At 47.5% G+C, this 19,539-nt stretch carries 16 protein-coding genes, 1 tRNA gene and 1 pseudogene; 10 read left to right on the top strand and 8 right to left on the bottom strand.

The features are described 5' to 3' along the window. Nucleotides 1-98 precede the first annotated feature (98 nt). A tRNA-Ser gene (locus KIO97_RS22250) sits at nt 99-189 on the top strand. Nucleotides 190-1,038: 849 nt separating this feature from the next. Here KIO97_RS22250 and KIO97_RS22255 read toward each other — a convergent pair. Genes KIO97_RS22255 through hemC form a run of 4 tightly spaced genes read right to left on the bottom strand, consistent with a single transcriptional unit; the run spans nt 1,039 to nt 5,118 of the window. Beyond that, entirely contained in the window at nt 1,039-2,220 is a 1,182-nt protein-coding gene (locus KIO97_RS22255; RefSeq protein ID WP_009695955.1) for a heme biosynthesis protein HemY, read from the bottom strand. After that, nucleotides 2,220-3,431 (bottom strand): uroporphyrinogen-III C-methyltransferase, encoded by a 1,212-nt coding sequence (locus tag KIO97_RS22260; RefSeq protein WP_274792359.1) that lies wholly within the window; start codon nt 3,429-3,431, stop codon nt 2,220-2,222. The genes KIO97_RS22255 and KIO97_RS22260 overlap by 1 nt, the downstream gene beginning before the upstream one ends. A gap of 17 nt (nt 3,432-3,448) precedes the next feature. After that, entirely contained in the window at nt 3,449-4,177 is a 729-nt protein-coding gene (locus tag KIO97_RS22265) for a uroporphyrinogen-III synthase (RefSeq protein ID WP_038890547.1), read from the bottom strand. Between the two features lie 2 nt (nt 4,178-4,179). After that, the gene (gene hemC / locus KIO97_RS22270) at nt 4,180-5,118 is read right to left on the bottom strand and encodes a hydroxymethylbilane synthase (RefSeq protein ID WP_005533620.1); all 939 of its coding nucleotides are present in this window, start codon (nt 5,116-5,118) and stop codon (nt 4,180-4,182) included. A 348-nt stretch (nt 5,119-5,466) separates the two neighbouring features. Between hemC and KIO97_RS22275 the strand changes: the two genes are divergently transcribed. Continuing rightward, on the top strand, nt 5,467-7,995 hold the full coding sequence (locus KIO97_RS22275) for a class I adenylate cyclase (protein WP_005430389.1): 2,529 nt from the start codon (nt 5,467-5,469) through the stop codon (nt 7,993-7,995). A 73-nt stretch (nt 7,996-8,068) separates the two neighbouring features. Here the strand turns inward: KIO97_RS22275 and cyaY are convergent, their stop codons facing one another. Beyond that, the gene (gene cyaY, locus KIO97_RS22280; protein ID WP_038890545.1) at nt 8,069-8,383 is read right to left on the bottom strand and encodes an iron donor protein CyaY; all 315 of its coding nucleotides are present in this window, start codon (nt 8,381-8,383) and stop codon (nt 8,069-8,071) included. On the opposite strand from cyaY, the pseudogene KIO97_RS22285 reads away from it, so the two are divergent. From KIO97_RS22285 to KIO97_RS22315, 7 genes and pseudogenes are all read left to right on the top strand, one after another. Beyond that, nucleotides 8,363-8,574 (top strand): annotated as a pseudogene (locus KIO97_RS22285) (lipoprotein). The gene cyaY and the pseudogene KIO97_RS22285 overlap by 21 nt on opposite strands. A 60-nt stretch (nt 8,575-8,634) precedes the next feature. Further along, complete coding sequence (gene lysA, locus KIO97_RS22290) at nt 8,635-9,888, top strand: diaminopimelate decarboxylase (protein ID WP_009705173.1); 1,254 nt, start codon at nt 8,635-8,637, stop codon at nt 9,886-9,888. 10 nt (nt 9,889-9,898) lie between these two features. Continuing rightward, complete coding sequence (dapF, locus tag KIO97_RS22295; RefSeq protein ID WP_005430401.1) at nt 9,899-10,729, top strand: diaminopimelate epimerase; 831 nt, start codon at nt 9,899-9,901, stop codon at nt 10,727-10,729. Nucleotides 10,730-10,749: 20 nt separating this feature from the next. Next, nucleotides 10,750-11,454, top strand: coding sequence for a DUF484 family protein (locus tag KIO97_RS22300; RefSeq protein WP_033005832.1), 705 nt, complete (start codon nt 10,750-10,752; stop codon nt 11,452-11,454). After that, the gene (gene xerC / locus KIO97_RS22305) at nt 11,420-12,361 is read left to right on the top strand and encodes a tyrosine recombinase XerC (protein WP_005533635.1); all 942 of its coding nucleotides are present in this window, start codon (nt 11,420-11,422) and stop codon (nt 12,359-12,361) included. The genes KIO97_RS22300 and xerC overlap by 35 nt, the downstream gene beginning before the upstream one ends. 13 nt (nt 12,362-12,374) lie before the next feature. After that, nucleotides 12,375-13,091 carry a 5-amino-6-(5-phospho-D-ribitylamino)uracil phosphatase YigB gene (yigB, locus tag KIO97_RS22310; RefSeq protein ID WP_285383978.1) on the top strand — a complete coding sequence of 239 codons (717 nt, stop codon included), beginning with the start codon at nt 12,375-12,377 and terminating at the stop codon, nt 13,089-13,091. A gap of 139 nt (nt 13,092-13,230) precedes the next feature. Beyond that, on the top strand, nt 13,231-15,717 hold the full coding sequence (locus tag KIO97_RS22315; protein WP_285383979.1) for an EAL domain-containing protein: 2,487 nt from the start codon (nt 13,231-13,233) through the stop codon (nt 15,715-15,717). A gap of 107 nt (nt 15,718-15,824) precedes the next feature. Here KIO97_RS22315 and KIO97_RS22320 read toward each other — a convergent pair whose 3' ends face one another. Both KIO97_RS22320 and KIO97_RS22325 read right to left on the bottom strand, forming a co-directional pair. Further along, entirely contained in the window at nt 15,825-16,421 is a 597-nt protein-coding gene (locus KIO97_RS22320; RefSeq protein ID WP_285383980.1) for a tRNA-uridine aminocarboxypropyltransferase, read from the bottom strand. Continuing rightward, complete coding sequence (locus tag KIO97_RS22325) at nt 16,421-17,971, bottom strand: COG3650 family protein (RefSeq protein ID WP_285383981.1); 1,551 nt, start codon at nt 17,969-17,971, stop codon at nt 16,421-16,423. The genes KIO97_RS22320 and KIO97_RS22325 overlap by 1 nt, the downstream gene beginning before the upstream one ends. A 41-nt stretch (nt 17,972-18,012) precedes the next feature. On the opposite strand from KIO97_RS22325, the gene KIO97_RS22330 reads away from it, so the two are divergent. Then, a complete protein-coding gene (locus KIO97_RS22330; protein WP_005452022.1) occupies nt 18,013-18,483 on the top strand; it encodes an EVE domain-containing protein in 471 nt (156 codons plus the stop codon). Between the two features lie 69 nt (nt 18,484-18,552). Here the strand turns inward: KIO97_RS22330 and KIO97_RS22335 are convergent, their stop codons facing one another. Further along, on the bottom strand, nt 18,553-19,377 hold the full coding sequence (locus tag KIO97_RS22335) for a Cof-type HAD-IIB family hydrolase (RefSeq protein ID WP_045372323.1): 825 nt from the start codon (nt 19,375-19,377) through the stop codon (nt 18,553-18,555). Between the last annotated feature and the right edge of the window lie 162 nt (nt 19,378-19,539).

A 19,539-nucleotide genomic window follows, 5' to 3' on the forward strand; every position in this document is an offset into this window, starting at 1 on the left:
CGCCAGGCTTGCTTGCTGTTTTTAGATTTTAAAAAATCTAAAGGCAAAACTGAGATTTAGCATTATTTAAGTAAGACTAAATTTTAGTAACAATTTGTGGAGAGATGGCTGAGTGGTTGAAAGCACCGGTCTTGAAAACCGGCATACGTTAATAGCGTATCTAGGGTTCAAATCCCTATCTCTCCGCCACTATTAAGAAGCCTCGCTAGAAATAGCGAGGCTTTTTTCATTTCTGATGTTTGAGAATTAGAAGGGATTTGCATCAAGTCCTAAGTCAGTCGCGACTTAGGATTAGTCGTCCTCGAACTCAGTCACTACAAAGAAAGCCTGTTGAGAAACCAATGGGCTTTCGTCGTTTATAGTGCTGGCAAATAAATGAAGTGACTTCCTAACCGAGTGCAGTTCCAAACTAGCGCTTCTGCTCTCCACTCAATAAGCTGCCCAGCGTTTAGCCGTACCTTGAGGCTTTCTACTTTCTTTGCCTTGTAGGGTTATAGAAACTGCCCTCTAGCGAAAGTGATTGAGCTTTCCCCTTATTATTCCTCTCTATATCGAAGCAGTGTTTCTTTTAACAAAAGAGCGTTTCTACTCACTGTAGCATTCATGTGTATTAGAGCGTCTGAGCACCTTCTGATACTTGCTGTCGCTTTGCTTTATCTTTTATTAACAAACGCTACCCAAGCGCTGTATGGGGCTTTCACATCGAATAAGTGCATAACATTACTCCTAGGTACTTTTTTGGCCATCACTACGCTTTACTGTGCTCTGAAGGAGATTTTCCCTCCTAACAATTTAAAACCAATCGCTATGTCTTGCAGAAAGTGATCGCGGTTGCTTCACGTGGTTCTTAGTGACACTAAGAAGAGCAGCTTGGAATGAACGACATAAGCTTTGATGATTATTTCTAATCAGGTGCAGTCAGTAGAGGGAACTCTGCTCTTGGGGGGGGGGAGTCAGTCGTACGATGATAGGGCATGAAAAATTGCAGGCAATAAAAAAGCCGACAGTAAACTGTCGGCTTTCTGCTTTCTGGGTCGCTTAGTTGTTTTGAACTAGCGTTAGCGCTTTACGAGAGACCTCGTGAGCCGCTTTTGTTAGGTTTTGCTTCTCTAGTGTGTCTGCTAGGTAAGCATAGTCAGAAACGTCTGAACGAAGTTTTAGCGCAACCTCGAAGTGCTCTTGTGCTTCTTGCCATTTTTCTTGGCGGAAGAAGAAGTGCGCTAATGCACTTTGCGCCGCTGCGTTTTCTGGTTCACGCTTCAAGACACCTTCCAAGAATACGATGACTGGGTGGCTATCCGGTAAGTTTAGCTCTGGCAGTAACTGGTACAGCTCTGGTGTTGGGCTCTTCTTCAGTGCTTCTTTGATTACTGTGAATGCCTCGTTATCTGCTTTACGTGAGATGAGCTCGTGAGCAAAACAGCCGATCAAATGAGCGTCTTGTTTTACCTTACGTGGCAGCCCATTCCAGTGTGAGATAAGACCTTCACTGCCTTGCTGCTGAGCCACTTCGTGTAGCAAGCCGCATTGTGCTTTCTGAATCAGTTCCGCTTGCTCTTCTTCTGTTACCAGTTTTGCTTTGCTTAGCTGAGGCATCAGATCGATCAGCGGTTGCCATAGCTTAAGCTGCATGTAAGTGGTTTTCAGCAGGTTAAGAACGATCGAGTTATTCGCGTACTGACCTTTCAGTGCTTGCAGTGTATCGAATGCAGATTCGAATTCGTTATCACGAATGAACTGTTTCGCGCGAGTCAACTCTACCGCTAGGTGCGCGTTTTCTTGCTGGCTTGCCAGTTCTAGGTACTGGTCACGCTTGGCTTTGTCACCTTGACCTTGCGCAGCTTCTGAAGCCACTAAGTAACACAGAAGAGGCATATCGTGGTGGTTTGCCCAGCGTGTTACTTTCTTCTCTGCGCCTTTCCAGTCACCTTCAAGTAGCTTGATGATGCCTTCGTTGGTGTAGCGACGAGAGCGACGCATTTTGCGCACACTAAAGTAATTCCATGTGCTTGAGCTTGCGTAAACCACTTTCTTGACCACGTATTCTAGGAAGAACAGCGCCGCCAAGGCAGCAATCACGAAGATCACTAGAGTGGTTACACTCATCTCAATGGTTTTGTTGGCAATTGAGATCAGGACATAACCTTGCTGACCTGAGAATTGAGTGCCAACGAACAGACCGGCACCAAGAACAACAAATAGGAAAATAAGACGAACCATTACTTATCCTCCGTACCTGTCATTGTGGTCACTTCACGACGTAGGCGCTCACGAATCACGTCAGAGAGTTGGTTTTGGCTTTCTAGCTTCGCAGGGTATTCAACTTGAATGTCTTGCTTGCTCAGTTGGCTCAGTGTTTTGTTGAATTCTTTCACCGAGTTGTCGTCTTGGTTGAAGAATGCCATTGCCCATTTGTCTGCTGTTTCTAAAGAGGTGGTGTAGATTTCACCTTGCTCTTGGTAAACCGCTTTAATTGCCGTCTCTAACTTCGCTTTGATGTTTTCTTTCAAGTAGAAGTGTTGTTGTGGTGACAATAGAGGGATTACGTTGCCGTCACGAGTGCGGAAAGTGATGAAGTTTTCTGAGAAGTCTTTTAGTGACGTCATCAGGTTATCTTGCCAGTTTGCAATGTCTTCAGACACTTGTTGTTTCTCTACCGCAGCCGCTTCTGGTAGTAAAGCATTCGCAAGTGGCAGTTTGTCTACTTGCTGTTGTAGTGCAGTGAGGCGCAATACCAAGCCATCACGGTCTACTAAAGGAACAACACGCAGCTTAGTAATGTCGTTTGCCATGGCTTTACGCAGCCCGACCAAGCTTGGGTCGTTCAGCGCTGCGATACGTTGGTCCGCGCTTTCCATCAATTGAGTAGCACTTTCTACGTCGTGCTCTAGGAACAATTTACGACCTGCCAGTTTTACTAGGTAGTCAGCTTCTGCCAGTAACCAGTCGTTTGGACGACGACCTTTCACATCAGCGACTGCCAGTTGCAGGCTTTCGATGCTCTTTTGTTGCTGACCCAGTACCACTTCTGCTTTGTGAGTGACGGTGGTCGCTTTTTCAATGGTTTCTTCTTTTACTTGGCTAAGCTCTTGCTTCATTGCTGATTGAGCTTGTTCCAGTTGGCTTTGAAGCTGAGCGATCTGAGTTTGGTATTCAGATTGCTGCTCAAGCATTTTGTAAGTGAGACCACCACCAAAAATCAGTGATAAGACGATAGCGACAGTACCCAGCTTCACGCCGCGTTTACCTTGCTTCTCCTCAAATTCAACTTTGTTTGGTTCTGCAGGTTTGGTTGGCTCAGCAGGCTTTGATTCTGCCTTGCTTGGCTCAGGTTCCTTCTTAGGCGTGTCTTTTTCAGCTAGCGGTGCCGATGTAGTTTCTTCGGAAAGGTTTTTATCGTTATTCTTTTGGTCGTTATTTTTACTTGTCATGCCTATATCCTGTGTAGCTAGGGCTGGAGAGCAGCCAGTAATTCTTGGTTGGATGCGCTTCCTGTGCACCTGACCTGAGTGAAGCCCCGTTGAATTGCGATGTCAGCGATTCGCTGACTGGGGATATACAACTCTTGTTGATTAAGCCAAGTCAATTGCTCTGACGTCAATTGGCTGCACAAATAATCCAGTTGTTCACCACTGGTGACGATAATCTGGTCGATTTGTTGGGTTTTCCATAGTGAGACACAGCTTACTGGATCGAAAGGGATAAATTCTCTCTTATAAGTCTCACTATAGTGAACTTTTGCTCCACGTCTCACCAATGCATCTTTTATCAGCTCTCTACCACCGTTGCCACGGAGGATCAGAACTGTTTGTTTTTCTACATTGTTTAGCTCGGGTAGCTGCAACAAGTGCTCACTATCACTGACTTGTGGATAGTGTACTTTTTGTTGGGTACATTTGCTTAAATAGTGTGCTGTTTTTTGACCAACGGCAAGGTATACAGCCTGCTTAGACCATGATTTAGCGTGGTTCTGCAAGATTTGCTCCGCGCATTGCACCGCATGTTGGCTAACAGCAATGATGATTTGAGCGGTTTCAATGTATTTGGAGAGTTGCGTGTCGCTGAGATCGGCGACGATGTCGATCAGAGGGTGATGAATTGCAGTTTTGCCGTGCCTTTCGAGCAGAGAGCAAAGCGCCATGCCTTGCTCTCCCGGACGAGTGACCAACACTGCCATGATTATTCGTGGTCTGCGTACAGTTTGGTTAGGATGTCGCGCGCACCGTTTTCAAGTAGCTCGTTAGCCAGTTGAACACCGAGTGCTTCGGCATCGTTGCGGTGACCACGAATTTCACCACGCACAATTAGGCTGCCGTCTGGTTCACCAACCAGTGCGCGTAGCCAAATGCTGTCACCATCAAGTAGTGAGTAGCTACCGATTGGCACCTGACAGCCGCCTTCAAGGGTGAGGTTCATCGCGCGCTCACAGCGTACGCGATCTGCCGTATCTTGGTGGTTTAGTGGCTCAAGCAGCTTAAGTAGACGCTCGTCATCCACACGACACTCAATACCCACCGCACCTTGGCCTACTGCTGGTAGCGATTGCTCTGGCTCGATAAAGCTACGGATGCGTTCTTCTAGCTCAAGGCGTTTCAGACCTGCTGCAGCAAGAATGATCGCGTCGTATTCACCTGCATCTAGCTTACCCAGACGAGTACCTACGTTGCCACGCAACTCTTTGATAACTAGGTCTGGGCGGTATTCTTTTAACTGACACTGACGACGCAGGCTACAAGTACCTACAACTGCGCCTTGTGGCAGCTCATCAATGTTGTTGTAAGTGTTAGAAACGAAGGCATCGCGTGGGTCTTCACGCTCACAAATCGTCACCAAGCCGAGACCTTCAGGGAAGTCTACTGGTACATCTTTCATTGAGTGCACCGCAAGGTCTGCACGACCTTCAAGCATTGCCACTTCTAGCTCTTTAACGAACAAGCCTTTACCACCAACTTTGGCTAGCGGCGTATCCAAAATGATGTCGCCTTTGGTCACCATAGTGACGAGTTCTACTTCCAAACCTGGGTGAGCGGCTTGAAGTGCGTCTTTTACAAAGTGTGCTTGCCATAGGGCGAGAGGGCTTTTTCGAGTTGCAATGCGAATTGGCGTAGATTGTGTCATGGTCTTCTCAATGCTGTTTTAGTTTTGCCTAATCCTACCACTCAACGCGTGAAAATCTTAATGTTAGTTAGTCTTCTCTGAGCGTCATGAATGGAATTACATAACGTTATGGAAATAGTGTGACTGGATTCTCATTTAGACTAAGGACTATTATTATTTATAGGCGAATACAAGCGACACTACTGCGCTATCAATTTTTGCGACTAGTGTGGGGTTTTTAGACCACAACTATTTGCAGGTGGAAATCTTTACCAACCCTGATGAAAGTGTTAAATTGATCACGTTTTTAAGCCGTTTTGGTTTAAAACATCAGCAGATTTTCGTGATTGTTCAACCAAGGAACTTCCCTTGCAGGCTTACACCCAAAAACTTATTCAGCGATTAGATAACCTGAACCAGCAACGGATCGACCGTGCGCTGGCGCTTATGGATTCGCAAAGCCAGCAAGTCTTCCACTTGATACCTGCCTTGTTGAACTACAACCATCCTGTTATTCCCGGCTACTACGATGCAGACGTCCCTTATGGTGTGTTTGGTCTAGAGCTGAACGAACTCCAACAACGATTCCTTGATGATACTCAACTGACGATTGGTCAAGCGCTTAAGACAGCAGAGCAACCTGCGATCTTAGGTTTGTACACCATGGGCAGTACCTCTTCTATTGGTCAAAGTACCTCAAGTGATTTGGATATTTGGGTGTGTATCTCACCAGAGATGGATAACGACCAACGTGAACTGCTGACCAATAAATGCTTGCTGATCACCGACTGGGCACAAAGCCAAGGTGTAGAAGCGAACTTCTTCTTAATGGATGAAGAGCGTTTTCGTAGCAACCGTTCAGAAGAGATGACCGGCGATAACTGTGGTTCTTCTCAGCATTTATTATTGCTGGATGAGTTCTACCGTTCTGCGGTACGTCTAGCTGGACAGCGTTTGTTGTGGCAAATCGTGCCACCAGAAATGGAAGAGTGTTACGACGAGTACGTTGCGCAGCTTTGTAAAGATGGCTACATCAACTGTGATGAGTGGATCAACTTTGGTCAGCTTAACCGCATTCCTGCTGAAGAGTACTTCGGCTCGAACTTGTGGCAGCTGTACAAGAGTATCGATTCCCCTTACAAATCCGTGTTGAAAGCGATCTTGCTTGAAGCTTACTCGTGGGAATACCCGCACACACAACTTCTTAGTATCGACACCAAGCGTCGTTTCTTTGCCCACGAGCCGGACTTGTACGGCATGGATGCGTACTACTTGATGCTAGAGAAAGTAACGCGTTACCTAGAGCGAATCCAAGACGACACGCGTTTGGATTTAGTTCGTCGTTGTTTCTACCTTAAAACCCATGAAAAGCTGTCTCGTGAACCTGATGTAGGCTCTGTAGCTTGGCGTCGTGAAGCTTTGAGCGACATGATTGCGAAATGGGATTGGGATGAAGCGGTATTGGCGGAGCTCGACGATCGCCGTAACTGGAAAGTAGAACAAGTGAAAGTAGTGCACCATGCACTGCTGGATGCTTTGATGCAAAGCTACCGTAACTTGATTCAGTTTGCGCGTCGTAATGACATTACCTCGGCGATCAGCCCGCAAGATATTAGCATTCTTGCCCGTAAGCTGTACGCGGCATTCGAAGTGCTGCCGGGGAAAGTTACCTTGCTTAACCCTCAGATCTCGCCAGATTTGCACGAACCCGACTTGAGCTTCATTGAAGTAAAAGAAGGTGGGGTGAACAAATCAGGTTGGTACTTGTACAAGCAACCACTGATTGCACACCGCATTCTTGGTCAACCTTGTCTTGAGCACCATGAGTACTTGAGTAAGTTGGTTTCTTGGGCGTTCTTCAACGGTTTGATTACCGAGTCGACGCGTTTGCACGCGGTGGTGCGTGAAGCGCAGTTAGATATCGATAAGTTCTACCAAATGGTGAGTGATCTACGTAACACCTTCTCGTTACGTAAGCGTCGTCCATCGATGCAAGCGTTGGGCAGTCCGTGTGAAATTAGTCAGATGGCGATGTTCATCAACTTTGAAAATGACCCAACGGCAGAGCTGTCAGGTCGCTCACTCAAAGTGGATGTGAAGAACACCGATATCTTCAGTTTTGGTCCTGAGCAAATTAATTTGGTCGGCAGTGTTGATTTGGTTTATCGCAACTCATGGCACGAAGTGCGTACCCTGCACTTCAAAGGCGAAACCGCGATGCTAGATGCGTTGAAGACCATCCTTGGCAAAATGCACCAAGATGCGATTCCGCCAGAGTCGGTGGATGTGTTCTGCTACGCGAAGAACATGCGTGGCGTGATGCGCAATATGGTTTACCAGCTGTTAGCTGAGTGTATCGACTTACGTTTGAAGCCAGTTGAACAAGAGAAACGCCGTCGCTTTAAAGCCATGCGTCTTGCTAATCAAACTTACGGTTTGTTCTTTGAGCGTCGTGGTGTATCGGTTCAGAAGCTGGAAAACTCGGTCGACTTCTACCGCAGCATTTCAACCAATAAGCTGAAAGGCTCACCGTTGTTGATGTTGGATCGTGAGCAAGAGTATCAACTACCAGAAGTAGTGGATGGCTTTGCCAGTGAAGGTTTGGTGCAGTTCTTCTTTGAAGACACCGACGATGGTTTTAACATCTACGTATTGGATGAATCAAACCAAGTTGAGGTTTACCACCAGTTTAGTGGCTCTAAAGATGAAATGATTGCGTCAGTGAACAGCTTCTACACCTCGGTGAAAGACGATAGTCGTGTATCGTCGAAGTTTATTAACTTTAACTTGCCGCAGTACTATCAAATTATTCATCCGGAAGAAGGGAATACCTACATTATCCCTTATCGCAACGATGGTTGTACGCCAACCCGCCCAACCAAAGCGGTGAATGCATAAAACGACCAACAAAAAAGAGCACTGAGGTGCTCTTTTTTCGTTTAGGTGACTGGTCGTCACGACACTCTTTGGCTTATACCCAATCGATCGCTTCACCAGCGTGCTTTTCGCACTCTTCTTTCACCATTTCAAACAGTTCCATGCCCGTTTTAGAGCAAGTCCATTTGTCATCAACCAGCTTGAAGTGGAAGCCACCAGACTTCGACGCCAACCAGATTTCATGCATTGGCTCTTGGCGGTTAATGATGATTTGGCTGCGGTCTTCAAACTCTAATGTCATTACGTTGCCAGTGACTTCGTAATCAATGTCTGCGCCTGATTCATCGATGGATTCTTCGATGTTTTGCATCTGCGCATCCACGAGTTGATGAAATTCAGTATCGTTCATCCGTCTATCCTATTGCTTTTCCTGAGTGTGGTGCGATTATAGGGGGCATTGGTTTAATAATCACGATATGCAAAATGAAAAAATTACTTACGGTGTTGTTTGTGATGGTTGCAGCGACACTTGCTGGTTGCGGTCAATCAGGTTCACTTTACATCCCAGATGACGCTCAACAAAACGAGCAGTCACAATAATTAGCCACCCTTAGGGTGAAATCAGGGTTTAGCAGTCGAATTAATTAAGGGAAGCAAATTTTGGATTACTTCAACTATCAGGATGATGGCCAGCTTTGGGCCGAAGACGTCTCACTCCAAGCTCTTGCCGAGCAACATGGCACTCCTCTTTATGTTTACTCACGTGCAACGCTAGAGCGTCACTGGAATGCGTTTGACAGCGCAGTGGGTCAGCATCCTCATCTTGTTTGTTATGCAGTAAAAGCAAACTCAAACCTTGGCGTATTGAATGCACTGGCTCGTTTGGGCTCAGGCTTTGATATCGTATCAGGTGGTGAGCTTGAGCGTGTTATCGCGGCTGGCGGTGATGCGAAGAAGGTGGTGTTCTCGGGTGTTGGCAAAACACCTGCAGAGATGAAACGCGCACTGGAACTGGGCATTAAATGCTTCAACGTGGAATCAGAGCCTGAGCTTGAGCGCTTGAACAAAGTCGCGGGCGAGCTAGGTGTGGTTGCCCCGATTTCTTTACGAATTAACCCTGACGTAGATGCTAAGACTCACCCTTACATTTCGACTGGCCTGCGTGACAACAAATTTGGTATCGCTTTTGACCGTGCACCGGCGGTATATAAATTTGCTCAGAGCTTACCAAACCTAAACGTGCAAGGCATCGACTGCCACATTGGCTCTCAGTTGACTGAGATTGAACCTTTTATCGACGCTACAGACCGTCTGTTAGCACTGATTGATGACTTAAAAGCGCAAGGCATCAACATTCGTCACTTGGACGTTGGTGGTGGTCTGGGCGTGGTATATCGTGATGAATTGCCACCACAGCCTTCTGATTACGCGAAAGCACTGTTAGGTCGTCTTGAGAACCATCAAGACCTTGAACTGATTTTCGAACCAGGCCGTGCGATTGCAGCCAACGCCGGTATCTTGCTAACGCGTGTGGAATTCCTAAAACACACTGAGCACAAGAACTTTGCGATTATCGATGCGGCGATGAACGATTTAATGCGTCCTGCGCTTTACCAAGCGTGGCAAGATATTGTTCCTGTAGCACCACGTGAAGGTGAAGCACAGACTTATGACTTAGTCGGCCCTATCTGTGAAACGGGCGATTTCTTGGGCAAAGATCGAGCACTAGTGCTGCAAGAAGGTGATCTACTCGCGGTTCGCTCTGCAGGCGCCTATGGTTTTGTGATGTCTTCGAACTACAATACTCGTACCCGAGCGGCGGAAGTAATGGTGGATGGCAACCAAAGCCACCTTGTTCGCCAGCGTGAGGAGCTGACCAGTTTGTGGCAGCTGGAACAGATTCTACCGGAGTAACACACAACAAATGCATTTCCACTTTTCCAAAATGCACGGTTTGGGCAACGACTTTATGGTCGTCGACTGCATTACCCAGAACGTGTTTTTCTCGCAAGATTTGATCCGTCGTTTGGCGGATCGTCACACGGGCGTTGGTTTTGACCAATTGCTCGTGGTTGAAGCGCCTTATGATCCAGAAACCGACTTCCACTACCGCATTTTTAATGCCGATGGCAGTGAAGTTGAGCAGTGTGGTAATGGCGCTCGCTGTTTCGCGCGTTTCGTCCGTTTGAAAGGTTTGACTAACAAGTACAGCATCAGCGTGAGCACCAAGAAAGGTAAGATGATTCTTGATGTTGAAGACGATGGTGAAGTTACGGTGAACATGGGCGTACCTGAGTTCGAGCCGAACAAGATCCCTTTCAAAGCGAAGCAGAAAGAGAAAACCTACATCATGCGTGCAGGCGATAAGACCCTGTTTTGTGGCGCAGTGAGCATGGGTAACCCGCACGTGGTGACCGTGGTTGACGATGTGGATACGGCAGAAGTGGAAACACTTGGCCCGCTATTAGAATCACATGAGCGCTTCCCTGAGCGTGTGAATGCGGGCTTTATGCAAGTTGTGAATCGCAATCACATTCGTCTGCGCGTGTATGAGCGTGGCGCGGGTGAAACGCAAGCTTGCGGCAGCGGTGCCTGTGGTGCAGTTGCGGTGGGCATCCTGCAAGGTTTACTGGATGAGAATGTGAAAGTTTCACTTCCTGGTGGTGACCTACGCATCTCTTGGCAAGGTCCAGGCAAACCGCTGTTTATGACTGGTCCTGCAACTCACGTATTTGATGGTCAATTGTCGTGCTAGTTGAAGAGCAAGAAAACCAAATCTCAGAAGTTGAAGCGGATGCGCTGACTGCAGAAGTGGTGGCGCAATATTTAAAAGACCACCCAGACTTCTTTGTTCAGCGTCCAGAATTGGTCGATCGCCTATCTTTGCCACACACAGATTTAGGTACGGTTTCTTTGGTTCACATTCAAATGAACCGCCAGCGCCAGCGTATAGAAGAGCTAGAAGAAGAAATCACGACTCTGATGTCTTTGGCGGCGAACAACGATCGCACCTTCTACGAGTTCATGGATCTGCAAGGGCAAATCCTTAAGTGTGGTGACTTCAAGCAAGTCATCAACGCCATTGAACTCAAAGCCAAAGACCTTGGTTTGAAGGCGTATGTGCGTCTATTGAGCCAGTGTGATGCTGCGACTCAATTGAGTAAGGAAAGCTACCAACGTTTTGCTACCAACCACTTAAACGGCAAAGAGGCGTACTTAGGTCGTCTGCGTAAAGTGGATCGCGAAGCGTTGTTTGGGGATATGGACGTTCCAGAAATGGGTTCCTATGTGGTGTTACCGCTTGTGAAAAAACAGACGCTTGGCGTACTGGCATTTTCTAGCGAGGATGGCGGTCATTTCCAACCAGATATGGATACCTTGTTTTTGCGTCACCTATCCTTAGTAGTGGCACATCTCGCTCAAACACTGGTATGGCAAAGTCACGATGACGACAACTCCCAACACTCCTCTGCCAAATAGTCTTCAAAAGCCTCTTGAACGCTTCTACGAATTCCTGCGAAGCGAAAAGGGGCTTAGCCTGCACACCCAACGCAACTACAAACAACAATTGGAAACCATGGCTCACCACTTGGCTGAGATGGGGTTGAAAGATTGGTCGCAAGTCGATGCGGGGTGGGTGCGTCAACTTGCAGGTAAAGGCATGCGTGAAGGCATGAAGGCCAGCAGCCTAGCGACGCGCTTATCTTCCCTACGCAGCTTTTTCGATTTCTTGATCCTACGTGGAGAAATGTCAGCGAATCCAGCCAAAGGGGTTTCGGCGCCACGTAAGCAACGCCCACTGCCGAAAAACCTCGATGTGGATGAAGTAAACCAACTGCTCGAAGTGAACGAAGACGACCCGCTAGCGGTGCGCGATCGCGCCATGATGGAGCTGATGTACGGCGCTGGTCTGCGTTTGGCAGAGCTGGTGAGTGTCGATGTGCGCGATGTTCAGCTGCGCAGTGGTGAACTACGAGTGATTGGTAAAGGCGATAAAGAACGTAAAGTGCCATTCTCTGGTATGGCAACCGAATGGGTTGGCAAGTGGCTGCGTGTGCGTGGTGATCTAGCCGCGCCGGGAGAACCTGCATTGTTTGTATCTAAGCTGGGTACACGAATCTCACATCGCAGTGTGCAAAAGCGCATGGCGGAGTGGGGGCAGAAACAGTCCGTCGCGAGCCACATCAGCCCGCATAAACTGCGTCACTCGTTTGCGACCCATATGTTGGAATCGAGCAACAACCTACGTGCAGTGCAAGAGCTATTGGGGCACGAAAATATCTCGACCACCCAAATCTACACCCACTTGGATTTCCAACATTTAGCGCAAGCTTATGATCAGGCACACCCGAGAGCGCGTAAGAGAAACGACGACAAGTCGGACTAACCCAAGGAATCCCATGAAATTCTACCGCCGTATCGCGCCTGTAAAGGCGATGACGTTTGACCTTGATGACACTCTCTATGACAACTACCCAGTGATAGTTCGTATGGAGCGTGAGTTGCTATCTTGGCTTAAACACCATCATCCGGCGATCGCTCACATGGATAAAGCCGATTGGTTTGCACTCAAGCAACGTGTTCTACAGCAACAACCTGAGCTGAAGAGTGATGTCACTGTGTGGCGCTTAGTGCAACTTAAGCAAGCCTTCTCCCAAGTTGGTTACGATGACGATGCAGCACATTCTGCCGCGCAAGCCGCGGTAGAGGTTGCTTTAGATTGGCGTAACCGCTTTGAAGTACCACAGCAAAGCCTCGATGTACTTGCTCAACTGGGGCAAGAAATCCCGCTGGTGGCCATAACTAACGGTAATGTGGATTTAGATAGAATAGGGCTCACACCTTATTTCCAACAAGTGCTGAAAGCAGGGCCGGATGGCAGCGCGAAGCCAGCACCAGATATGTTCACCAAAGCGCAGCAGTTTCTGGGCTTACCAAGTGAGCACATTCTTCATGTTGGCGATCATCTGGTGACGGATGTTCAAGGTGCAAAACTCTCGGGTTTTGCCGCATGCTGGTTTAATGATATGAATAAAAATGTCATTAATCAGGCAAAAACACGAACCTTACCTGATGTTGAAATCAATAACTTGCAGTCGTTGCTTACGCTTTTGTAATCACTTTCGCATTAATCCATTCAATCTTCATTCTGACCCTAGCAAAGCCACGTAAAGCCACGTAAATTACTCTCATAACAGTAAAATAATAAAAGCACTTTTCATGTATTTTGGCTTGATGACGGCAGTGGTAGGGTAAATGCGAGCATTCTCTCAACTGGTTCAAAATGTGGATCAGCTTAATGACTTTTTAGTCACTTCTCGGTGTTGTGCGGATAAACGTTATCTGGTGCAACTGCTATCCACACAATCACGCGATACTGCAACGGCACTCGCTCGAGCAATTCTAGAAAGGTTGCCTGATACCCACATCATCGGCCATAGCACGCGCCACGTTATTCTAGAAGGTGAGATCATCAACCATGGCTGCTTAGTATGTGTGATGGAGTTTGAACAAACCACACTTACTTCTGCGGTTCAGCATTATTCCTTCTCGCCAGATATTGATGGTTACGACCTTAAACAAGCCTTAGAACTGCAAGATAGCTCCAAAGCCATTATCAGCTTTTCTGTCCAAATCGAACGACGTGACTACCCCGTGTATCGCGTATTTAATACTGAAGGCCCAATGGTTTCTGGCGGTTTGGCTCAAGCCATTGATGATGGTTGCTGGGTACTGCATCAAGACCAAGTTTATGATGAAGCGGTTGTAGCGGTTGCTTTACATAGTGAAAGCTTAAAGGTGTGGACCAACGCGTATTCCGAGTGGAACCCGATCGGCATGCCTCATAAGGTGACTCATGCCAAAGGGACGCGCTTGTATAGCTTGGGAGAGCGTAAAGCAATCGATGTTTACAAGCACTACCTTGCTGATGGGCACGACTTGACGCTCAATCAGCTGCTGAATTTCCCACTTTATCGCGAATCCATTGGGCGCAAAGAGGTGTGTGCGGTGACCGAGATTCATCCCGATGGCAGCATGAGCTTCGACCGCCCATGGTGTCTGGGTGATGAAGTTCAGTTTTGCTATAACCATCCTTCTTTAACTCTGGAGCAAGTGCGCCATGGGGTGGTAGAGCTTGCTATGCATCAGCCTGAAGCGGTGATGATTTATAACTGCGCATCACGACTCGATTATATTGATAGCAGCGATGAAGTTCGTGCCTTTGCTGATATCTCTAGCACGTCCGGCAGTTATTGCATGGGGGAACTGCATGGTGGGAGTGATCATCAAGAAATTCTGCACCACAGCCTGACTTACCTTGCGATGCGTGAAGGGGACGAAGTTGATGAGCTCAACTTGCCCACACAGGAAATGACCACTTCGATTTCACCGTTGTTTAGTCTGATACGTAATGCGATTGGTGACCTGAATAACATGAATACGCACATGGGCTATCAGCTCGACCGCCAAGCGAAGAAGCTAGAACAGAGTTTTCGTCGAGATAGCCGTACAGGGTTACAAAATCGCGTTGCGCTGCAAGAGCGCTTAGTCACTATTAATGCCGATGAGCATCTACTCACACTTAAACTGCTTAACTTCAGCCATATCAACGAAAAGTACGGCTATCGCGTTGGCGACCAATTGTTGAAAGACTTGTCGATGCACTTTAGCAATCGCCTACGTAAACGTCTTGGTAAACCTGCCGCGCTGCAACTCTATAGCATTGGTGTGGGTGAGTGGGCGTTCTTATTTAAAGCCGACACCAGCAGTGAAGCGATCAAGCAACACTTTACTCGCTTTGCTGATGCGGTTGAGCAAACCAACTTTGAGCCAAGTGGCTTACGAGAGATTGATTACCTTTCGATTTCATTGTGTGGTGGCTTAGTTAGCCGTCGTGATTTTCCAACCGCATCGCCGGATGAATTGCTCCTCAAAGGCATTGAAGCGCGAAGAGCTGGGGTGCGAAGTAATACTCATATCTGTAATGCTAAAGATATTGAGGTCAATGAAGACGTGCGAAAAGAGCAGCTGGGTTGGCTAAGCTGTGTGAGCCGCGCCATCCTCAAACAGAACATCATTACCTACAGTCAGCCAATTGTGCACGCTTACAACCATCGTCCCGCGAGCCAAGAGTGTTTGGTGCGTATCATCGAAGAGGATGGCAGCATCATTGCGCCGGGGCGTTTCTTGCCCATCATTTCTGATACGCATTTGTACACACGTTTGAGTCGTCACATGATCCGTTCCACGTTGAATTACATGAAGGACAAACAAGGCGACTTCTCAATTAATTTGTCTCCTCAGGATTTACTCAGTGATAAAACCTTGATGTTGCTTGAGCATGCTATCAGTCAACTTAATGACCCAAGACGGATTGGTTTAGAAGTGTTGGAATCAGAGCAAATCAAAGATTACGGAAGGATGATTGAGGTGTGCAGCCACTTTAGAAGCCTAGGCGCACGCATCATTGTTGACGACTTTGGCTCGGGTTACTCCAATATTGATGAGATTCTCAAGTTGGAGCCGGAAGTGATAAAGCTCGATGGCAGTTTGATTCGCTACATCGACAAAGACCCAAAACAGCGCAAGATTGCTTCGCAGTTAGTGCGTTTGTGTCAGGTATTTAATGCTAAGACTGTCGCGGAGTTCGTGCACAATAAAGAGGTGTGCGACATTGCGCAGGACATGGGTGTGGACTATCTGCAAGGTTATTACTTAGGTGAACCGACACGTTTGTTTTAATGTGCTTTGCTCTAATTATGCTTAAGTGCTCTGGAGTTTTGTTTCACGTGAAACAGCAGCCGATAAAAAACGCAGCGTTAAAGCTGCGTTTTTTGTTTTGATAGGCACTAGGCTTTGAGCTCGTGACCACTTTTCTCGGCTTGGAAACGAGGAAGGTATTGCTCGAAGAACGCTAGCATCTGTTGCTGGTTTTGCTCTTCACCAAGTTGTCCCAGCAATTGAGCAGCAACTTCAAAGGTACATAAGTTGCCTTCTTGTTGGTTGCGACGCAGTTGATACCGGGAATCGGCTTGAGTGGTTAGGCCCATCATCGCAACACCTTCTAGCCAGCGGCTTTTGTTGATCATTTTGCGCGCTTCTTGCCAAGTTGCATCAACAATGATGTACAGCGGTCGTCTGCTTTGCTCGTTACTTTGTTGCTGTACCTGTTCAAGCGTCAGGCTCTCTTCACTTGGGAATAGCAGTACTGGCAGCAGGCTTGGATTAGCGAGCGTTTCTAAAAACGCTGCTGGTGGCGTTTTTCGGTCCCAAACGACTTGAGTGACATTCAGTTGGCACTGGGCGAGCAGTTTGCCAGTGTTGGTATCGCGCGTCAGTTCATTAGGGTGCATCAACAGTATCAGCGAGTGTTCACTGCTTAACTTAGGCAGCAGTGAACAGATGCAGTTGAACTGGAAGCTACAATGTGGACAAGGCTGCGCCATTACAAGCGCACTCCATCACGAACAGGGCTGATACCATCTGAGAATAGACGTACGCCGCTGACTTGTTCTTTGCTCGCTTTTGGCGCCAAGCTTGGGTTGATTGGGTAGCTCACACCCGTGTATTGCATCACGTGTTGTTCCGGTGTTGCACCACCGCCGCTGACATTGAAAATCAGGTCACGCCAGCCATGCGAGGTTTGTTGACCAAGCATGATTGGACTTTGCACTAGCGTCATACGGCTGTTGAAACGCCATTCTTTCTCGTGGTTTTCGAATACCAGCAGAGTACAGCCGCCAGAACCACACCAATCAAGTTGCACCAGTAATTCTTCATCACCATCGCCATTCAGATCGTAGGTCAGCCAACGGTATTGGTTGTTACTAGGGTTGGTTTGGTGAATGAAGAAGTAGTTACGTACCGCAGCGTCCACTTTTGAGTTGAAGTCCGCACTAGAAGGAACATCGGCTGCGCCAATTGGATCGTGGTTGCGCTCGGCTGCTGGTTGTTCTGTGCCTGAGTTACGCACTGTTGCTGGGTATAGCACTAAACCGCCATCGGCAATGGGATAAACCAAATTGCCTACTTTCTCTTTGACTGCTTTTAGCTGGTTGCCTTCGCGAGTGAATAGGCGCTCAGTCATTAAGCGTTGTTGCTGGTGGTGAGTCATCAATACTTGGACTTGCGATGGGCTTAGTTGTTGCCAGTAGCCGCGTTCAATCAATGGGGGTTGTCCGTCTGAGTAGCTGTATTTGGTGATGGCACTGTGGTCGCTGTTAAGTGTCATCTGCACTTCGAAGCCTTGCGACTGGGTCGACGTAGCGACGTAAGTGTTCACCCATTCTAATGTTGAATCTACGTTGGCTGTCATACCACAACCTTGATAGGTTTTATCGCCATGCTCCAGTGTTGCCTTCCAGCCGTAGACAGAGTTGCTCATGGTGTCAGAACACAAGTTCTCGGTCATACGCAGCTCGCCGTCATTCAGTTGGTATGTTCGCTGACGAGGTTGCAGTTTGCTGCTTTCAATTTCGAGTGTTTGTGTCGATTTGCCCATTTGCTGGAACTTGAGAGAGTTGCCTTCAAAGCTGGCTGACCAAGATGGCTCGTTACCAAAGACTCGTGTTGGTTTACTGGTTTGTTTGCAGCGTTGTGGGTTTTCTGTGGTGAGGAAGTTTACTTGTTCTACCACGAAGTTTGCGTCGAAATCTGCAGAGAAACCGTCAACACCAGGTGGATTGAGGTGACCAATCACTTCTCCATACATGGTCTGATAAGGCTCATTGGTTAATGCGATGGCTCTTTGCACCTGTTGTGGTGACAGTTGCAGCCAGTATTGTTTGTCGCTACCACAAGGTGTGATGTACTGGCTTTCATGCCCAATCACGACTTCACCACGCAGCATAAAGGTTTGAGGTAAGATGGTTTCTGGCTTATCTAAGGACGCAGGCGGAGTGGTTGGTGTGTCTGCATCGGACTGCTGTGGTTGAATGCTACATGCTTGCAGCACCAGCATTGTGGCTAATGCCACTGGGTTTTTCAAAGCCTTCATGTTATATCTTCCTCATTACTCAATCTGCATCGGATGGCATTATGGCATATTGGTTATTTAAAACAGAACCAGATACCTTTTCTATTGACACGCTTCGAACCCAAAAGGTTTCATGTTGGGAGGGAGTTCGTAATTATCAGGCGCGTAATATGATGCGTGACCAAGTTAAATTGGGCGACTTGGTACTGATTTACCACTCTTCTTGTAAGAACGTGGGTGTGGCAGGTATTGCCAAAGTGACCCGTGAAGCGTATCCCGATCATTTCCAGTTTGACCTAGAGAGCGATTATTACGACCCGAAATCCGACCCAGAAAATCCGCGTTGGATAATGGTGGATATCGAGTTTGTACGTAAGACTGAGCGCTTGATTCCGTTGTCAGTCATGAAGGCGATGCCAGAGCTAGAAAACATGCCATTGGTGAAACGCGGCAATCGCTTATCGATCATGCCGGTGAGCGAAGAAGAGTGGCAAGCAATCCTCGGCAAAGAGAAACTGCCGAGTCAGCGATAAAAGAAAAAGGCTGCATAGTGCAGCCCTTTGTGATTTTGTCGATAACCCGCTGTTAATAGCTAATACAGGTTATAGCAGATGATCTTGCAGGTAATGTGCAACCGCATCGTCGGCGTTGCTGCCGATCACTTCATTGTTTGGTAGTGCTTTCATCACTTTCTCGTGAGAGGTGCCCATCACCAAACCTTTACCCGCCATCGATAGCATTTCTACATCGTTCATGCCGTCACCAAAGGCGATGGTGTTTTCCAGTGTTAGACCAATAGACTCTGCGACTGCCTTCAACGCATCACCTTTAGAAACGCCAGCGCTCATCACTTCCAGACACCAAGGTGTTGAGAATGCGATGTTTAGTCGATCGCCAAACTGTTCACGCAGCTTAGTTTCGAAGGTAACAAGATGTTCATGGTCTTGCGCTGGATGGGTGAAGAAGATTTTCGCAATGCCGTCAGTTGGTGCGTTGTCTTGATCGTATAACTTGTAAGAGAACTCTTCGTGGAAATCACGCAGTTGTTCGTCGTCTTTGTTTAGCAACCAGTCGTCGTTTTGATACATGTGGATAAGTATTTCAGGATCCGTTTTGATCGTGTCGATCACTGGCTGAACCAAATCTTCAGGTACGTTCTGGCTGTACATCTCTTGATCATTCTGGTCGTGCACACGTGCACCATTCGAAGTAATCATGTAAGCCGGAATACCTACCGTGCGACGAATGCTTGCGACATCAACGTGGTGGCGACCCGTTGCAAAGACAAATGTGTAGCCTTGTTCATGCAGCGCTTTTAGCGTCTCTTTCGAGTAAGCGCTTAGCTGGTGGTTTGGTGCGAGTAAAGTGCCATCCAGATCTGAGGCAACGATTTTGGTGATCTCTTTGCAAGGTAGCGATGTGCTCATGAAGCCCTCGTAAACGGTTCGGATAGAGTAGAACAGGTTGATTGCACACGGAGTGCAGTAGATTGACTAGGTCGTACTGCTCCGAGTGCGGGGAACATGATGAAGTTTACGCCAAAATAAGGAGGAAAAAGAGGGTAAATCGCTAAGATCGGATTTCCTCTT

It is taken from the genome of Vibrio sp. B181a, from assembly GCF_030248375.1.
Lineage (GTDB): Bacteria > Pseudomonadota > Gammaproteobacteria > Enterobacterales > Vibrionaceae > Vibrio > Vibrio campbellii.

Coding starts and splice junctions, on each gene's coding strand:
- KIO97_RS22315 (WP_285383979.1), top strand. CDS start 13,231: ATGCGAGCATTCTCTCAACTGGTTCAAAATGTGGATCAGCTTAATGAC.
- hemC (WP_005533620.1), bottom strand. CDS start 5,118: ATGACACAATCTACGCCAATTCGCATTGCAACTCGAAAAAGCCCTCTC.
- cyaY (WP_038890545.1), bottom strand. CDS start 8,383: ATGAACGATACTGAATTTCATCAACTCGTGGATGCGCAGATGCAAAAC.
- KIO97_RS22260 (WP_274792359.1), bottom strand. CDS start 3,431: ATGACAAGTAAAAATAACGACCAAAAGAATAACGATAAAAACCTTTCC.
- xerC (WP_005533635.1), top strand. CDS start 11,420: ATGACGACAACTCCCAACACTCCTCTGCCAAATAGTCTTCAAAAGCCT.
- KIO97_RS22320 (WP_285383980.1), bottom strand. CDS start 16,421: ATGGCGCAGCCTTGTCCACATTGTAGCTTCCAGTTCAACTGCATCTGT.
- KIO97_RS22335 (WP_045372323.1), bottom strand. CDS start 19,377: ATGAGCACATCGCTACCTTGCAAAGAGATCACCAAAATCGTTGCCTCA.
- KIO97_RS22330 (WP_005452022.1), top strand. CDS start 18,013: ATGGCATATTGGTTATTTAAAACAGAACCAGATACCTTTTCTATTGAC.
- KIO97_RS22255 (WP_009695955.1), bottom strand. CDS start 2,220: ATGGTTCGTCTTATTTTCCTATTTGTTGTTCTTGGTGCCGGTCTGTTC.
- KIO97_RS22265 (WP_038890547.1), bottom strand. CDS start 4,177: ATGGCAGTGTTGGTCACTCGTCCGGGAGAGCAAGGCATGGCGCTTTGC.
- KIO97_RS22325 (WP_285383981.1), bottom strand. CDS start 17,971: ATGAAGGCTTTGAAAAACCCAGTGGCATTAGCCACAATGCTGGTGCTG.
- dapF (WP_005430401.1), top strand. CDS start 9,899: ATGCATTTCCACTTTTCCAAAATGCACGGTTTGGGCAACGACTTTATG.
- yigB (WP_285383978.1), top strand. CDS start 12,375: ATGAAATTCTACCGCCGTATCGCGCCTGTAAAGGCGATGACGTTTGAC.